Here is a 15,528-nt window from a genome sequence, read left to right as displayed (position 1 = left end):
TTGCACCGACGTTTGCCCCTAAAGTCGTACGCCCTGCCGAATTCCCGTACAACAACGAGAGCCTCCGATGAAGTGCAATATGCCTGTTACCGGTCGCGAAGTGGATTACCCCGGCGACGCCAACATCCTGTCCACCACCGACCTGGACAGCCGCATTACCTATGCCAATGATGATTTCCTGCGGATCAGTGGTTTCTCCCGCGAGGAACTGCTGGGCAACGCCCATCACATCGTCCGCCATCCCGACATGCCGCCCCAGGCGTTTGCCCAGATGTGGCAGGCGCTCAAGGCCGGGCGTTCGTGGATGGGGCTGGTGAAGAACCGCTGCAAGAACGGCGACCACTACTGGGTGAGCGCCTTCGTCTCGCCGATCAGCAGCGGCGGGCAGGCGCTGGAGTACCAGTCGGTGCGGACCAAGCCCGGTGCCGAGCAGGTCGCGGCGGCCGAGCGCTGCTATGCGCGCCTGCGCGAAGGCCGACGTGGCTGGCGCGAGCGCTTGCCGGTACTGGGATTGGGCACACGTTTGTCGCTGGCGGTCGGTGCCGTGCTGGCGCTGGTAGTGGGTGCCGGGCAGTGGTGGCTGGGGGCGCCGTTGCTGGAATCGCTGGTGGAAGTGGCTGCGGCGGCAGGTTTGAGCAGCCTGGCGATCCTGGTGCTGTTGCGCCCTTACGAGCGGTTGCGCCAGCAGGCCCAGGCGATCGCCGACAACCCGCTGAGCCAGCAGTTGTATACCGGCCGGCGTGACGGCCTGGGGCAGATCGAGTTCGCCATGCGCATGCTCAAGGCGCAACTGGGAGCAGTGGTCGGGCGTATCGGCGATACTTCGTCACGCCTGGCCGGACACTCCGGCTCGCTGGTCGAGGCCCTGCACAGCAGTCACGCCAACAGCCTGGAGCAGCAGAGCGAAGCCGACCAGGTGGCCACGGCGATCCACCAGATGAGCGCCAGCGTCGCCCAGGTGGCCAGCAGTGCGCAGATGGCGGCGATGGCGGCCGACCAGGCCGAGGACGAGACCCAGTCCGGCCACCAGCTGGTCGACCGCAACCGCTGCGCGATCCAGGACCTGGCCGGCTCGCTGGTGGAAGCCAGCGAGGTGATCCAGCAACTGGAGAACCACAGCAGCGAGATTTCCGGGGTGCTCGATGTGATTCGCGGCATTGCCGAGCAGACCAACCTGCTGGCGCTCAATGCCGCCATCGAGGCGGCGCGTGCCGGTGACCAGGGGCGTGGCTTCGCGGTGGTCGCCGACGAGGTGCGCGGCCTGGCCCAGCGCACCGCGCAGTCGACCCACGATATCCAGCGCATGATCGCCGCCCTGCAGGAGGGTGCCCGCGCGGCGGTGCAGGTGATGCAGCAGAGCAGCGCCCATGCCGGGCACAGCGTCGAGCAGGCGCAACTGGCCAGCGACGCGCTGGACAGCATCAGCGTGCGGGTCAACCAGATCAACGAGATGAGCCTGCAGATCGCCGCGGCGGTGGAGCAGCAGAGCCAGGTCAGCGAGAACATCAACCGCAATATCACCAGCATCCGCCAGGCCAGCGAGGCCACGGTCAGCGTCGGGCAGCGCAGCCACAGCAGCGCCAGTGACGTGGCGGACCTGGCCAAGGACCTGCGGCGGCTGGCGGATGAGTTCTGGCGGCGGTGTCAGTGATTGACTGAGTTGTCAGTGCCGGCCTATCGCTGGCAAGCCAGCTCCCACGGGGTGACACAATTGCTTGAGGTTGGCGCGGACAATGTGGGAGCCGGCTTGCCGGCGATGCGCCGCGTCAGCGGCGCCCTACAGTCACCGAGTCTTCATCGTGGGCCTAGAACCCGATGAAGGCGTAATAAAGCGGTGTCTCAGCGGTAATCTGCAATCCATGACCGTGCAACTGGGCCGTCAGCCCGCTGTCCTGCACATGCAGTGACCAAGGGGCGTCGACCGCCATTGGCGACTGTTCCAGCACCGCAGCGAACGCCGCCATGTCCGGCAACCACGCGGTAAACCCGTTGCCCTTCAGCGCGCTGGTGGTCATCCCCAGCGCCTGGCAGATCGCAACCTTGGCGGCGATATCGTCCCGGTCCGCCTGGCGCGAGGCCTCAATCAAGGCGCGCAGCACCTCGTCCACCGGCAGGCTGCCATGAATCAGCTCCGGCCCCTGCTCCCAAGCCTCGGGTGGGCAGTCCTTGTTTTCCGGCCGCAGCGGCAGGTGCGGGTTGATTTCCGCCGGGTAGATGCGACAGACCAGCGGCCGGCTTTCATAGATGCCGCACAAGTCGTTGTCGTCGAGGTTGCGACAACGCCCCGGGTTGAACGCGGCGAAGGTGACCGACACCTGCAGTTGCCCGGCACCACAGGGCACCGGGAATGATCGGCGCAGCACATGCTCGCGCTGGTCCGCCGGCATGCCAGGGCCATCGGCGAGGAACCCTTCGATCAGCACCACCACCTGACCGCCGGAAACCGCCCACTGGTGGGCCTCGGCAAGGGTCAGCGGCACATGATGGCCCGTGCAGCATTTGCCGCAGCCGGTGCAGGCGAAGCGAATACTGTCGCTCATCGCTTGCCGGCTTCCCATTCGGTGGTGAAGGCTTGCTGGCGTTGGCGGTCGTAGAGGCACAGCTCGGTGCCGGTGCGGTTCTGCATGTGCTTCTGGGGGTAGGTGCCCTCGACCAGCAGCACGCTGTAACCGACCCGGTCGTCGAACTCGGCGGGCTTGCCCAAGGCGTGGGCATCCTTGAACTGGCTGGCGGCCAGGCAGGCCTTGAGCATGTGCTGGCGCTGGTCGCTCCAGGCCTGGTTGCTCGAGGCGTGGGCTACGCCGCTGGCAACGGCGCAGAGAATGAGGAACGAACTGAGGTATTTCATACGCGACACCGCCAATGAATCTGCGAAGGGCGCGAATTATGCCCGAACGTTTTCCTTCATCAAGTCAGGAAAATCCTGACTTGATGTGTCAGCGCTCCTCGAACACCACCGTCCGCGCCGCCGTCACCAGGCAGTTGGTCAGCTCCGGCGAGGAGAACTTGGTCAGGATCGCATTGGCCCCCGCCAGCTTGGCCTTGTCGCCGCTCATCGCGCTGTCCAGCGAGGTGTGCAGCAGGATGTACAGGTGTTGGAAGTCGGGTGTTTCACGCAGGGTGCGGGTGAAGGCGAAGCCATCCATCTCTGACATCTCGATGTCGGAGACGATGATGTTGATTTCCCGCTCGGTGCCTTGCAGCTCCAGCAGCACGTTGATCGCATCCTTGGCGCTGCGCGCGGTGTGGCACTCGATGCCGAGGTTGCGCAGGGTGTGCACCGACTGCTGCAGCGCGACCTGGCTGTCGTCCACCACCAGGATGTTGGCGGCGGCCAGCAGGCTGGCGTCTTCCTCGCTGACTTCGCCCGGGTGCGGCTCGTGGGCCGGCGGGGCGATGCCGTGGATGACTTTCTCGATGTCCAGCACCTGCACCAGGGTGTTGTCGACCCGGGTCACGCCGGTGATGAACGAGCGGTTGCCCGATCCGTAGGGCGGCGGCTTGATGTCGGTGCTCAGGCAATGGACGATGCGGCTTACCGCCTGCACGTGCAGGCCCTGGCGCGAGCGGCTGATCTCGGTGACGATCAGGCAGCCGCCGTCGGGGTCGGCCAGGGGCATTTCGCCGATGGCGCGGGACAGGTCGATCACCGACAGCGAGTTGCCGCGCAGGGTGGCGACGCCTTTGACATGCGGGTGGGACTCCGGCAGCTTGGTCAGCGGCGGGCAGGGGATGATCTCGCTGACCTTGAGCAGGTTGATAGCCATCAGCTTGCCGCTGCGCAGGGTGAACAGCAGCAGGGACAGCGAGTCCGCGCGGGCTTTTTGCGTGGCCATGGGCAACCTTCGGTTCGAAATGGGGGAGGATGCCGGGTTATCGGCTTTTTGGCGTCAGGCTTTAGCGTAGTTTGCTATTTGCGATGGTGTATTCAGCGCAAGCCCAGTCGCTTGGCCAGCCGGCTCAGGTTGGCCCGGTCCAGCCCCAGCTCCCGCGCGGCGGCGGCCCAGTTGTCATGGTGGCGATTCAGGCAGGCTTCGACGACCTGCCGCTGATAATCATCCACCGCTTCACGCAGCCCGCCCTCGGGCAACGGCACATCGGCCGACGGCGCTTCGGCTACTACCGGCATGGCCGGCGCCAGGTTGCGCAGGTCGAGGTCGGCCGCTTCCAGGGTGAGGATCTTCGGCCGCTGCCCGTGTTGCCCCAGTGCCTTGAGCGCCGAACGGCCGATCAAGTGCTCCAGCTCGCGCACATTGCCCGGCCAGCCGTAGGCCAGCAGCGCGGCCTGGGCGTCCGCGGACAGCCGCAGGCTGCCCAGCCCCAGGCGCGAGCGGTTCTGTTCGAGAAAATAGCCCGCCAGCAACAGCACGTCGCGACCCCTTTCGCGTAGCGGTGGCACGTGCAACGGATAGACGCTCAGGCGGTGATAGAAGTCGGCGCGGAAGTGGCCACTGCGCACTTCCTCGGCCAGGTCGCGGTTGGTCGCGGCGATCAGACGGACATCCACGCGGTGCTCGCGATCCGAGCCCAGCCGCTGCAGTTGCCCGCTCTGCAGTACCCGCAGCAGCTTGGCCTGTACCGCCAGGGGCAGTTCGCCAACCTCGTCGAGGAACAGCGTGCCGCCGTTGGCCAGCTCGAACTTGCCTCGGCGTTCGCCGTGGGCGCCGGTGAAGGCGCCGCGCACGTGGCCGAACAGTTCGCTCTCCACCAGGGTGTCGGGCAGCGCGGCGCAGTTGAGGCTGACCATCGGTTTGTCGGCGCGCTGGCTGGCGCGGTGCAGGGCCTGGGCCACCAGTTCCTTGCCGACGCCGGTCTCGCCGGTGATCAGCACGGTCAGGTCGCTGCCGCCGACCAGGCGGATCTCCTCGACCAGGCGCTTGTGCGCCTTGCTCTGGCCAATCAGTTCCCGGTCCTGGCCGCTGGCCTGGCGGTACACCTCGGCGCGCTGGTGTTCGTCCTCGGCGCGCGAGGCCAGGTGCTCGATGCGCTCGGCCACGGTCACCGTGGCGGCGGCCAGGCTGGCGAAGGCCTGCAGGGCGTCGAGCTCCAGGCTCTGGAACTGGCCGGGGGTCAGGGCGTCGAGGGTCAGCAGGCCCCAGGGGCGCTCGTCGACCATCAACGGGCAGCCCATACAGTCGTGGACTTCTAGGTCGACATGCTCGGCATTGACCAGGCCGTCATAAGGGTCGGGCAACTGGCTGTCACTGGCGAAGCGGGTCGGCTCCGGGCGACTCAGGAGCACCTGGAAGCGCGGATGCTCGCTGACCTTGAAGCGCCGGCCCAAGGTGTCTGGCGACAGCCCGTCCACCGCCAGCGGCACCAGCCACTCACCGTCCAGGCGCAGCAGTGCCGCGGCATCGCAAGGCAGCAGGCCGCGCATGGCACCGAGCAGGCGGCGGTAGCGCTCCTGGTCGGGCAGGTCGCAGGAGAGGTCGCTGACCAGAGGGAGAAGGGCGGTGAGCAGGGGCTTTGCAGTCATATGGACTCCTGTTGGTCGTAATGACTATACGCCTGAGTGTGTCTTTATGACACTGATGTGCTCAAGAGCCTGATTTTATTGGTATTTAAAGTTGGCACGATTGCTGAAATACCCCAGGCAACCATTCGAAGCCAAAGGCTCAGGAGTTGTCGCAATGCTCAATGCCGAACAACGTGCAATCATCAAGGCCACTGTCCCCCTGCTGGAAAGCGGTGGCGAGGCCCTGACCACCCACTTCTACAAACTGATGCTCAGCGAGTACCCCGAGGTGCGTCCGCTGTTCAACCAGGCCCACCAGGCCAGCGGCGACCAGCCGCGCGCCCTGGCCAACGGCGTGCTGATGTACGCCCGTCACATCGACCGGCTCGAGCAGCTGGGCGGCCTGGTCGGGCAGATCATCAACAAGCATGTGGCCCTGCAGATTCTCCCTGAACACTATCCGATCGTCGGCAGCTGCCTGCTGCGCGCCATCGAGCAAGTGCTGGGCAAGGACATCGCCACCGCTGAAGTGATCGCCGCCTGGGCGGCCGCCTATGGCCAACTGGCCGACATCCTGATTGGCGCGGAAGAAAACCTCTATAAAGAGAAGGAGCAGGCTGCTGGCGGCTGGCGCGGTACCCGTGAATTCCGCCTGGTGCGCCGCGAGCAGGAAAGCCGCGAGATCGTCTCGTTCTACTTCGCACCGCTCGATGGCAAGCCGGTGCTCAAGGCCGAGCCGGGCCAGTACATCGGCTTGCAGGTGTTCATCGATGGCCAGGAGCAGCGCCGCAACTACTCGCTATCGGCCCTGTGCGACGGCGAGCAGTACCGCATCAGCGTCAAGCGCGAAGCGGGTGGCAAGGTCTCCAACTACTTGCATGACGGCTTGATGGTCGGCGATACCCTGCAACTGTTCCCGCCATCCGGTGACTTCACCCTCGCCGCCAGCGACAAGCCGCTGGTGCTGATCAGTGGCGGGGTGGGCATCACCCCGACCCTGGCGATGCTCGAGGCGGCGCTCAAGACCGAGCGACCGGTGCACTTCATCCACTGCGCGCGAAATGGCGCGGTGCACGCCTTCCGCGACTGGATCGACGGGCTGGCGGCGCGCCACCCGCAGCTCAAGCGCTTCTATTGCTACGCCGAGGAAGATGGCAGCCAGGCCGCCGACGCCGTGGGCCTGCTGGACCAGGCGCTGCTGGGCGAGTGGCTGCCGCGTGAGCGTGACATCGACGCCTACTTCCTCGGGCCAAAGGGCTTCATGGCCGCGATCAAGCGCCAGCTCAAGGGCCTGGGCGTGCCGGAAGGGCAAGCGCGCTACGAGTTCTTCGGACCGGCGGCGGCGTTGGAGTGAAACGCTGAGCCCATCGCGGGGCAAGCCCGCTTCCACGCTGAACCAGGTGGCGCTGGCGTGGGAGCGGGCTTGCCCCGCGATTCATCCCAATCGCTGCTGTTCGGCGTTCTGTCGCGCCGACAGCACCCGGATGCTCCCGGCCGTGGGTAATCGAGAACGAAACGGACGATGACATTCGCCGCTATCGATGTGGCCGAGCGCCGAACCGCAGCGATTGGGCCTGTCCCTTCTCTATATAGAAAGAGATGAACGCCTCCACACCGGCGTTCATCTTTAATCCTCCTTTAATCACGGTATCCTTCACTCCCGGGTGTCGAGGGGCCTGCCCCTGTCCGGTGCTCAAGCTGGCACATTTTTCATGTTGGCCAGTGAACCGAAACCGACCCGCTCGGTCCTAGGTCATCAGTGGATAGCCACGCACGCCCCTCCTCGATGCATTCAAAGGTCATCTCCAGCGTGTAGACTGGGCGCCCCTCGGGCGGCCCACGCTGCCACTCTCCATCGAAGGAATCGGCAATGAACGAACTCTCATCGCGCCTGAACCGGGAACGGCGCTTTCTGGTGCTCCTCGGCGTGATCTGCCTGGCGCTGATCGGCGGCGCCCTGTACATGCAGGTGGTGCTGGGCGAGGCGCCGTGCCCGCTGTGCATCCTGCAGCGTTATGCCCTGCTGTTCATCGCGATCTTCGCCTTCATCGCCGCGGCCATGCCCGGGCGCCGTAGCCTGACCTTCTTCGAGGCGCTGGTGGTGCTCAGCGCCATCGGCGGGATCGTTGCGGCGGGCAACCATGTGTATATACTCGCCAACCCGATGGTGAGCTGTGGCATCGACACCCTGCAGCCCATCGTCGACGACCTGCCGCTGGCCAAGCTCTGGCCCCTGGCCTTCCAGGTCGACGGTTTCTGCTCCACCCCGTATCCGCCGATCCTCGGCTTGTCGCTGGCGCAATGGGCGCTGGTGGCCTTCGTCCTGACGGCGCTGCTGGTGCCCCTGGGAATCTACCGAAACCGACGTCGCGGTTAGACCAAAGTCCCGAATTGACCTGGGTCTATTGCACAGCAAGATAAGCCGCAAAGTGCGCCGCACGATTGATCCAGGTCAGCCATCAGACCTTGCGCGGCAAGGGTTTCAGGGCTACTGGAAGGGGTGCGACAAACTGTCGCGAAGTTGATTTTTTGACCAGTATTGTTACGTATTCTGTAAAAGACTGTTGCTCAATAAGTCATAGTCATCGTGGGGCGACCTATCTACAATCGCCCCCAATTTCCGTTCGGCACTGCTTGCAAGTCGCAGGATTGATGGAAGCCGCAGCGCTTTCCATTTGCTGACTTCGTCAAGTTTCGCCCAACGGCGATACCGGGCGGACCCCCCTCCGCGTTTTCCGCACCAAATGGACTTGGTCTGAAGTACAGGCCTGTTGCCTACGAAACCATAAGCACCGCACACCCGCTTGACGCCAAGATCCTGCAGTCGGATCCCTGGCAGGGGCGAGTACGGGCGCCAATTGCCGCACTTGGCAGGACGAAGTGTTGGCTACCAAAACACAAATTGCATTGAAGCAAGCTGATCTAGAGGTCGTGAGATGAGTAAAAAGCGTTACCCCAGACTGTTTGGCATATTGCCCTTTTTAGGCATGCTTTTACTCAGTGGGTGCAACTGGACCCTGCTCGACCCCAAGGGCCAGGTCGGCATTGAGCAGAAGAACCTGATCCTGATCGCCACCGGCCTGATGCTGCTGGTGGTCGTGCCCGTGATCATCATGACCCTGGCGTTCGCCTGGAAGTACCGTGCTTCCAACAAGGCCGCCACCTACACCCCCGACTGGTCGCACTCGACCAAGATCGAGGCCGCGGTGTGGATCATCCCGATCCTGATCATCATCGCCCTGGGTTACTTCACCTACCACTCCACCCACAAGCTGGACCCGTACCGTCCACTGGATTCCGATGTGAAGCCGGTGCAGATCGACGTGGTCGCGCTGGACTGGAAGTGGCTGTTCATCTACCCGGAGCAGGGCATCGCCACGGTCAACAAGATCGTCTTCCCGGCCAACACCCCGGTCAACTTCCGTGTCACCTCCGACGCCGTGATGAACTCCTTCTTCATCCCGGGCCTGGGCGGCCAGATCTACGCCATGGCCGGCATGACCACCAAACTGCACCTGATCGCCAACGAGAACGGTGTGTTTGACGGTATCTCCGCCAACTACAGCGGCGCCGGCTTCACCGGTATGAAATTCAAGGCTGTTGCCACTTCGCAAGCTGACTTCGATGCATGGGTCGCTGAAGTGAAGGCATCGCCGAAGAAACTGGACCAGGCCGAATATGACGCCTTGGCCAAAGCTAGCGAAAACAACCCAGTCGCGCTGTACAGCGAGGCCCCGGCTGACCAGTTCCAGCGCATCGTCGACAAGTACGAAGGCATGAACCGCGGTCGTCCGAACCACGAAGAAGCAGGCAGCAAAGACCTGGCCACCACCAAGGGTGTGGAATCGAGTATGCAACCAGCTGCCGGTGCAGAGGAGTAAGAGATGTTCGGTAAATTAACTCTGGAGGCGATACCGTATCACGAGCCGATAGTCATGGTGACGCTTGCCATGATCGCGCTCGGTGGTATCGCTGTCGTTGGTGCCATCACCTATTTCCGCAAGTGGACCTACTTGTGGACCGAGTGGCTGACCACGGTCGACCACAAGAAAATCGGCGTGATGTACATCATCGTCGCTATGGTCATGCTGCTGCGCGGCTTCGCCGACGCCATCATGATGCGTACCCAGCTGGCCGCCGCCACCGGTGGCTCGGAAGGCTACCTGCCGCCTGAACACTATGACCAGATCTTCACCGCCCACGGTGTGATCATGATCATCTTCATGGCGATGCCGTTCTTCACCGGCCTGATGAACCTCGCGGTTCCGCTGCAGATCGGTGCGCGTGACGTTGCCTTCCCGTTCCTGAACTCCCTGAGCTTCTACCTGCTGCTGGCAGGCGTGCTGCTGGTCAACATCTCGCTGGGCGTTGGTGAATTCGCCAAGACCGGCTGGGTTGCCTATCCGCCGCTCGCGGGTATCCAGTACAGCCCTGGGGTGGGTGTCGACTACTACATCTGGGCGCTACAGCTCTCAGGCTTGGGTACGACACTGACAGGCGTGAACTTCCTCGTCACCGTGATGAAGATGCGCGCCCCTGGCATGAAGCTGATGGACATGCCGATCTTCACCTGGACCTGCACCTGGGCCAACGTGCTGATCGTCGCTTCCTTCCCGATCCTGACCGCCGCACTCGCCCTGCTGACCGTTGACCGTTATCTGGACTTCCACATCTTCACCAACGAGCTTGGTGGGAACCCGATGATGTACGTCAACCTGTTCTGGGCGTGGGGTCACCCTGAGGTCTACATCCTGATCCTGCCGGCCTTCGGCGTGTTCTCGGAAGTCACCTCGACCTTCGCAGGCAAGCGCCTGTTCGGTCACCACTCGATGATCTACGCTTCGGGCGCGATCGCCATCCTGGGCTTTGCGGTCTGGCTGCACCACTTCTTCACCATGGGTGCCGGCGCCAGCGTCAACACCTTCTTCGGCCTGGCGACGATGCTGATCTCCATTCCGACCGGTGTGAAGCTGTTCAACTGGCTGTTCACCATCTACCAGGGCCGTCTGCGCTTCACCGCGCCGATCATGTGGACCCTGGGCTTCATGGTCACCTTCTCCATCGGTGGCATGACCGGCGTTCTGCTGGCTGTTCCAGGTGCCGACTTCGTTCTGCACAACAGCCTGTTCGTGATCGCCCACTTCCACAACGTGATCATCGGTGGCGCGGTATTCGGCTACATCGCCGGCTTCGCCTTCTGGTTCCCGAAAGCCTTCGGTTTCACCCTGAACGAGAAGTGGGGCAAGGCTGCCTTCTGGTTCTGGATCTCCGGCTTCTACGTAGCGTTCATGCCGCTGTACGCCCTGGGCTTCATGGGCATGACCCGTCGTCTGAACCACTCCGACAACCCGCTGTGGGAACCCTACCTGTACGTGGCCGTGGTCGGCGCCGTGCTGATCCTGTTCGGTATCGCTTGCCAGCTGATCCAGATCTACGTCTCGGTTCGCGACCGCAAGGACAACATGGACGTCACTGGCGACCCATGGGGCGGCCGTACCCTGGAGTGGTCGACTTCGTCGCCACCTCCGTTCTACAACTTCGCTCACATGCCTGAGCATGTTGGCCTGGACGCCTGGCACGAAGCCAAGCAAGCCGGTGCCGCGTACAAAGCTCCGGCCAAGTACGAAGCGATCCACATGCCGAGCAACACTTCCACCGGTCTGTTCATGGGTCTGTTCCTGACCGTGTTCGGCTTCGCCTTCATCTGGCACATCTGGTGGCTGGTGGGTGCGAGCCTGGTTGCGACCATCGCCGTCTTCGTTCGCCACGCCGCGCGTGACGACCAGGGCTACATGGTGCCGGCCGAAGAAGTGGCGCGCATCGAAGGCGAGCGCATGAAAGCGCTGGCCAACGCTGGTGCACTGCCTGCCGGCGGCGCACGTGTCGAATCGTTTGAACGGGTGTAATCAATGTCCAGTCAAGTAATCCACGGTGGCGCGCATGGTCATGACCATGCGCACGATGACCACCACCACGACTCGGGCCAGATGACCGTCCTCGGTTTCTGGCTGTACCTGATGACCGACTGCATCCTGTTTGCGTCGCTCTTCGCCACCTACGCGGTGCTGTCCGGCAGTTTTGCCGGCGGCCCGTCGGGCCACGACATCTTCCAGCTCGACTTCGTGCTGGTTGAAACCGCGTTCCTGCTGCTGTCCTCGATCACCTTCGGCTTCGCCATGCTGAAGATGTTCGACGGCAAGAAGGCCGGCGTACTGGGCTGGTTGGCCGTGACCTTCCTGTTCGGTGCAGGCTTCATCGCGATGGAAATCTATGAATTCCATCACCTGATCGCCGAAGGTTTCGGCCCGCAGCGCAGCGGCTTCCTGTCGGGCTTCTTCGCCCTGGTGGGCACCCACGGTCTGCACGTGACCGCTGGCCTGATCTGGATGGCGATCATGATGTATCAGATCAACAAGCACGGCATCACGCCGACCGCCAAGACTCGCATGAGCTGCCTGAGCCTGTTCTGGCACTTCCTGGATGTGGTCTGGATCTGCGTGTTCACCGTCGTCTACCTGCTGGGAGTTCTGTAATGGCTAGCGCACACGACACTCATCACGAGGGTAACCACGGTAGCGTGAAGTCGTACATGATCGGCTTCGTCCTCTCGATCATCCTGACCGCGATTCCGTTCGGCCTGGTGATGTTCCCGAGCCTGCCGAAGAACCTGACCGTCCTGATCGTGGTGGCCATGGCCGTCATCCAGGTGGTTGTGCACCTGGTGTACTTCCTGCACATGGACCGCTCGAAAGAGCAGCGTTCCAACGTGTCGACGTTCCTGTTCACTACCCTGGTGATCGCTCTGCTGGTCGGCCTGTCGCTGTGGATCATGTTCAGCATCCACTTCGAAATGTTGGCCAAGTGAGGTAAGACTGCATGTCCGTGAAGCACTTTATCCAAATCACCAAACCGGGGATCATTTTCGGTAACGTGCTTTCCGTGGCAGGCGGTTTCTTCCTTGCCGCTAAGGGGCATGTGGATTTCGCCCTGTTCCTGGCGGTGGTGATCGGTACTTCCCTGGTGGTCGCATCCGGATGCGTGTTCAACAACTGCATCGACCGTGACATCGACCACAAGATGGAACGTACCAAGAACCGCGTCATGGTCCAGGGCGGCATGTCGCTGCCCCTGGCGCTGATCTACGCCACCCTGCTCGGGGTGGCGGGTTTCAGCCTGCTGTATGTGCAAGCCAACCCGCTGGCGGCGTTCTGCGCCCTGGTTGGTTTCGTTGTGTACGTCGGTTTCTACAGCCTGTGGCTGAAGCGCAAATCGGTGCACGGCACCTTGGTCGGCAGCCTGTCCGGTGCCATGCCTCCGGTGATCGGCTACTGCGCCGTGAGCAACAGCTTCGACCTGGCCGCGGTGACCCTGCTGGTAATGTTCAGCCTGTGGCAGATGCCGCACAGCTTTGCCATCGCCATCTTCCGTTTCAAGGACTACAGCGCCGCCAACATTCCGGTCCTGCCGGTGGCACGCGGTATCCTCGCGGCGAAGAAGCAGATCGTGCTGTATGTGCTGGCCTTCGTGCTCGCCACCCTGATGCTGACCCTCGGCGGCTACGCCGGCCTGGGTTACCTCGCCGTGGCGGCGGCCATGGGCCTGTACTGGCTGTACATGGCCTGGGGCGGCTACAAGGCCGAGGACGACAGCAAGTGGGCTCGCAAGGTGTTTGGCTTCTCCATCCTCACCGTTACCGCCCTGAGCGTGATGATGGGCGTGGACAGCCAGACCGCGGCTGATGTGCTGATGACCTACGCGCGCTGATACAGCAGCCTGTTACACCAAGAACCCCGGCCATGTGCCGGGGTTTTTTTATGTCTTTTTTCCTGTGTTTGCCCGCGAAGGGCCAGTGCTGGAAACATAAATCTCAAATTTTCAAAAAAATAGTCTGAAAAAATCAAACAAAACAGGAAATTATCTTTTGCATTAACTGTGTTTCGGCACTATCTTCTGCTTCAGGCCGCCGCAGCGGCCAGCGTCGCTCGGACGGTTCCGGGCGCTTACGTCTGCAGAGGAACACATGGCCAACCCAGGTTCGCCGCGCCGCTTCGCGCGCATCGATCGTCTCCCCCCGTACGTCTTCAACATCACCGCCGAGCTCAAGATGGCCGCCCGCCGCCGTGGCGAGGACATCATTGACCTGAGCATGGGCAACCCCGATGGCGCCACGCCGCCGCACATCGTCGAGAAGCTGGTGCAGGTCGCCCAGCGCGAGGACACCCACGGCTATTCCACCTCCCGTGGCATCCCGCGCCTGCGCCGGGCCATTTCCAACTGGTACAAGGAACGCTACGACGTCGCCATTGACCCTGAAAGCGAGGCCATCGTCACCATCGGCTCGAAAGAGGGCCTGGCGCACCTGATGCTCGGCACCCTCGACCATGGCGATACGGTGCTGGTGCCCAACCCCAGCTACCCGATCCACATCTACGGCGCGGTGATCGCCGGCGCCCAGGTGCGCTCCGTGCCGCTGGTGCCGGGGGTGGATTTTTTCAACGAGCTGGAGCGGGCGATCCGCGAGTCGATCCCCAAGCCGAAGATGATGATCCTGGGCTTTCCGTCCAACCCCACCGCCCAGTGCGTCGAGCTGGACTTCTTCGAGCGCGTGGTGGCCCTGGCCAAGCAGTACGATGTGTTGGTGGTGCACGACCTGGCCTACGCCGACATCGTCTACGACGGATGGAAGGCGCCGTCGATCATGCAGGTGCCGGGCGCCAAGGACATCGCCGTGGAGTTCTTCACCCTGTCCAAGAGCTACAACATGGCGGGCTGGCGGATCGGCTTCATGGTCGGCAACCCCGAGCTGGTCAGTGCCCTGGCGCGGATCAAGAGCTACCACGACTACGGCACCTTCACCCCGCTGCAGGTGGCCGCCATCGCCGCCCTGGAAGGCGACCAGCAGTGCGTGCGCGATATCGCCGAGCAGTACCGTCAGCGCCGCAACCTGCTGGTCAAGGGCCTGCACGAGATGGGCTGGATGGTCGAGAACCCCAAGGCCTCGATGTATGTCTGGGCCAAGATCCCCGAGGCCTATGCGCACCTGGGGTCGCTGGAGTTCGCCAAGAAACTGCTGGCCGAGGCCAAGGTCTGCGTGTCGCCGGGGATCGGCTTCGGTGACTACGGCGACGATCATGTGCGCTTTGCCCTGATCGAGAACCAGGACCGGATTCGCCAGGCCATTCGCGGCATTCGCCAGATGTTCCGGGCCGATGGGGTGACCCGCAAGTAAGTAGTTCAGCCTGATCGCGGGGCAAGCCCGCTCCCACGCCATTCAGTGGGAGCGGGCTTGCCCCGCGATGCGTTTGCGCCGATCAGCGGCGATCTTTTTTTGCGTGCCCCCTCTTCTCAGCCGTTCGCGCCTGGATTACAAATAGCGCCGCGGGCGCTCGCCCCGATAACAACAACCTCCTTCCCTGGCCATCATGTCCGATCAGAACCCTTGCCTGACCTGCGGCGCCTGCTGCGGCTACTTTCGTGTGTCTTTCTTCTGGGGTGAATGCCAGTCCGCCGGTGGCGTGGTGCCCGACGATCTGGTGGTGCAGATCAATCCGACCCGGGTCGCCATGATCGGCACCGACGCCAAGCCTTGCCGCTGCGTCAGCCTGGGCGGCGAGATCGGCACGCAAGTGGCGTGCTCCATTTATGAGAACCGCTCCAGCCCCTGCCGCGAGTTCGAGGCCTCGTGGGAAAACGGTGTGCACAACCCCAGCTGTGACGACGCACGGGCGGCCTATGGTCTGCCACCGCTGACACCACCGGGCGCCAATGAGCCGCATTGGCCGGAAGAGGGAGCGGAGGTCGCCTGAAAGACGACCTGCCTTCCGAGCGACGGTACGCCGATGGGAATTGCCCCGTGATGGCCGTATGGCCTTATCGCGGGTAGGCTTGCTTTCACACACCGCCGCACATTTTGGCCTCCGCCATTACCGCTCGTCGGTTGGATCCAATGCTCGGGTGGCTGAAACCCGCGAAACACGTGCCGCCTCGACAAAGTATTAACACCATTTGACCGTCCCCTGCGCCGTACCGCCCGCGCCTGAGCGGCTACACATTCCTCAAAGGATATTCGT

The 15,528-nt window shown here is 63.1% G+C and carries 14 protein-coding genes; 10 read left to right on the top strand and 4 right to left on the bottom strand.

The window, feature by feature from the left end:
* The first annotated feature begins 67 nt into the window (after positions 1 to 67).
* The gene (locus ACVWZ5_RS13405; protein ID WP_280071003.1) at positions 68 to 1,651 is read left to right on the top strand and encodes a methyl-accepting chemotaxis protein; all 1,584 of its coding nucleotides are present in this window, start codon (positions 68 to 70) and stop codon (positions 1,649 to 1,651) included.
* Positions 1,652 to 1,805: 154 nt separating this feature from the next.
* On the opposite strand, the gene ACVWZ5_RS13400 is transcribed toward ACVWZ5_RS13405, so the two are convergent.
* The 4 genes from ACVWZ5_RS13400 to norR all read right to left on the bottom strand — a co-directional run bounded on the left by ACVWZ5_RS13400 (position 1,806) and on the right by norR (position 5,479).
* On the bottom strand, positions 1,806 to 2,540 hold the full coding sequence (locus ACVWZ5_RS13400; protein ID WP_084941660.1) for a YkgJ family cysteine cluster protein: 735 nt from the start codon (positions 2,538 to 2,540) through the stop codon (positions 1,806 to 1,808).
* Complete coding sequence (locus tag ACVWZ5_RS13395; protein WP_084941662.1) at positions 2,537 to 2,848, bottom strand: hypothetical protein; 312 nt, start codon at positions 2,846 to 2,848, stop codon at positions 2,537 to 2,539. Before ACVWZ5_RS13395 ends, ACVWZ5_RS13400 begins: the two co-directional genes overlap by 4 nt.
* Before the next feature lie 88 nt (positions 2,849 to 2,936).
* On the bottom strand, positions 2,937 to 3,836 hold the full coding sequence (locus ACVWZ5_RS13390; RefSeq protein WP_028689806.1) for a chemotaxis protein: 900 nt from the start codon (positions 3,834 to 3,836) through the stop codon (positions 2,937 to 2,939).
* A 92-nt stretch (positions 3,837 to 3,928) separates the two neighbouring features.
* On the bottom strand, positions 3,929 to 5,479 hold the full coding sequence (norR, locus tag ACVWZ5_RS13385) for a nitric oxide reductase transcriptional regulator NorR (RefSeq protein ID WP_084941665.1): 1,551 nt from the start codon (positions 5,477 to 5,479) through the stop codon (positions 3,929 to 3,931).
* Between the two features lie 154 nt (positions 5,480 to 5,633).
* On the opposite strand from norR, the gene hmpA reads away from it, so the two are divergent.
* From hmpA to ACVWZ5_RS13340, 9 genes are all read left to right on the top strand, one after another.
* Positions 5,634 to 6,812, top strand: a complete 1,179-nt coding sequence (gene hmpA / locus ACVWZ5_RS13380) for an NO-inducible flavohemoprotein (RefSeq protein WP_084941668.1) — start codon at positions 5,634 to 5,636, stop codon at positions 6,810 to 6,812.
* 516 nt (positions 6,813 to 7,328) lie between these two features.
* A complete protein-coding gene (locus ACVWZ5_RS13375; RefSeq protein WP_028689803.1) occupies positions 7,329 to 7,835 on the top strand; it encodes a disulfide bond formation protein B in 507 nt (168 codons plus the stop codon).
* A 559-nt stretch (positions 7,836 to 8,394) separates the two neighbouring features.
* A complete protein-coding gene (cyoA, locus tag ACVWZ5_RS13370) occupies positions 8,395 to 9,339 on the top strand; it encodes a ubiquinol oxidase subunit II (protein ID WP_028689802.1) in 945 nt (314 codons plus the stop codon).
* A 3-nt stretch (positions 9,340 to 9,342) separates the two neighbouring features.
* A complete protein-coding gene (cyoB, locus tag ACVWZ5_RS13365) occupies positions 9,343 to 11,364 on the top strand; it encodes a cytochrome o ubiquinol oxidase subunit I (protein ID WP_028689801.1) in 2,022 nt (673 codons plus the stop codon).
* A gap of 3 nt (positions 11,365 to 11,367) precedes the next feature.
* Positions 11,368 to 11,991 (top strand): cytochrome o ubiquinol oxidase subunit III, encoded by a 624-nt coding sequence (gene cyoC / locus ACVWZ5_RS13360; protein ID WP_028689800.1) that lies wholly within the window; start codon positions 11,368 to 11,370, stop codon positions 11,989 to 11,991.
* Positions 11,991 to 12,323, top strand: a complete 333-nt coding sequence (cyoD, locus tag ACVWZ5_RS13355; RefSeq protein ID WP_028689799.1) for a cytochrome o ubiquinol oxidase subunit IV — start codon at positions 11,991 to 11,993, stop codon at positions 12,321 to 12,323. Before cyoC ends, cyoD begins: the two co-directional genes overlap by 1 nt.
* Positions 12,324 to 12,334: 11 nt before the next feature.
* A complete protein-coding gene (gene cyoE, locus ACVWZ5_RS13350) occupies positions 12,335 to 13,222 on the top strand; it encodes a heme o synthase (RefSeq protein ID WP_028689798.1) in 888 nt (295 codons plus the stop codon).
* A 256-nt stretch (positions 13,223 to 13,478) separates the two neighbouring features.
* The gene (gene alaC, locus ACVWZ5_RS13345) at positions 13,479 to 14,687 is read left to right on the top strand and encodes an alanine transaminase (RefSeq protein WP_028689797.1); all 1,209 of its coding nucleotides are present in this window, start codon (positions 13,479 to 13,481) and stop codon (positions 14,685 to 14,687) included.
* 193 nt (positions 14,688 to 14,880) lie between these two features.
* A complete protein-coding gene (locus ACVWZ5_RS13340) occupies positions 14,881 to 15,264 on the top strand; it encodes a YkgJ family cysteine cluster protein (RefSeq protein ID WP_028689796.1) in 384 nt (127 codons plus the stop codon).
* Positions 15,265 to 15,528: the final 264 nt, after the last annotated feature.

The organism is Pseudomonas sp. TE6283 (assembly GCF_054060555.1).
The sequence above is the reverse complement of the archived record's forward strand: the minus strand, read 5'-3'. Positions and strand labels throughout refer to the sequence as shown.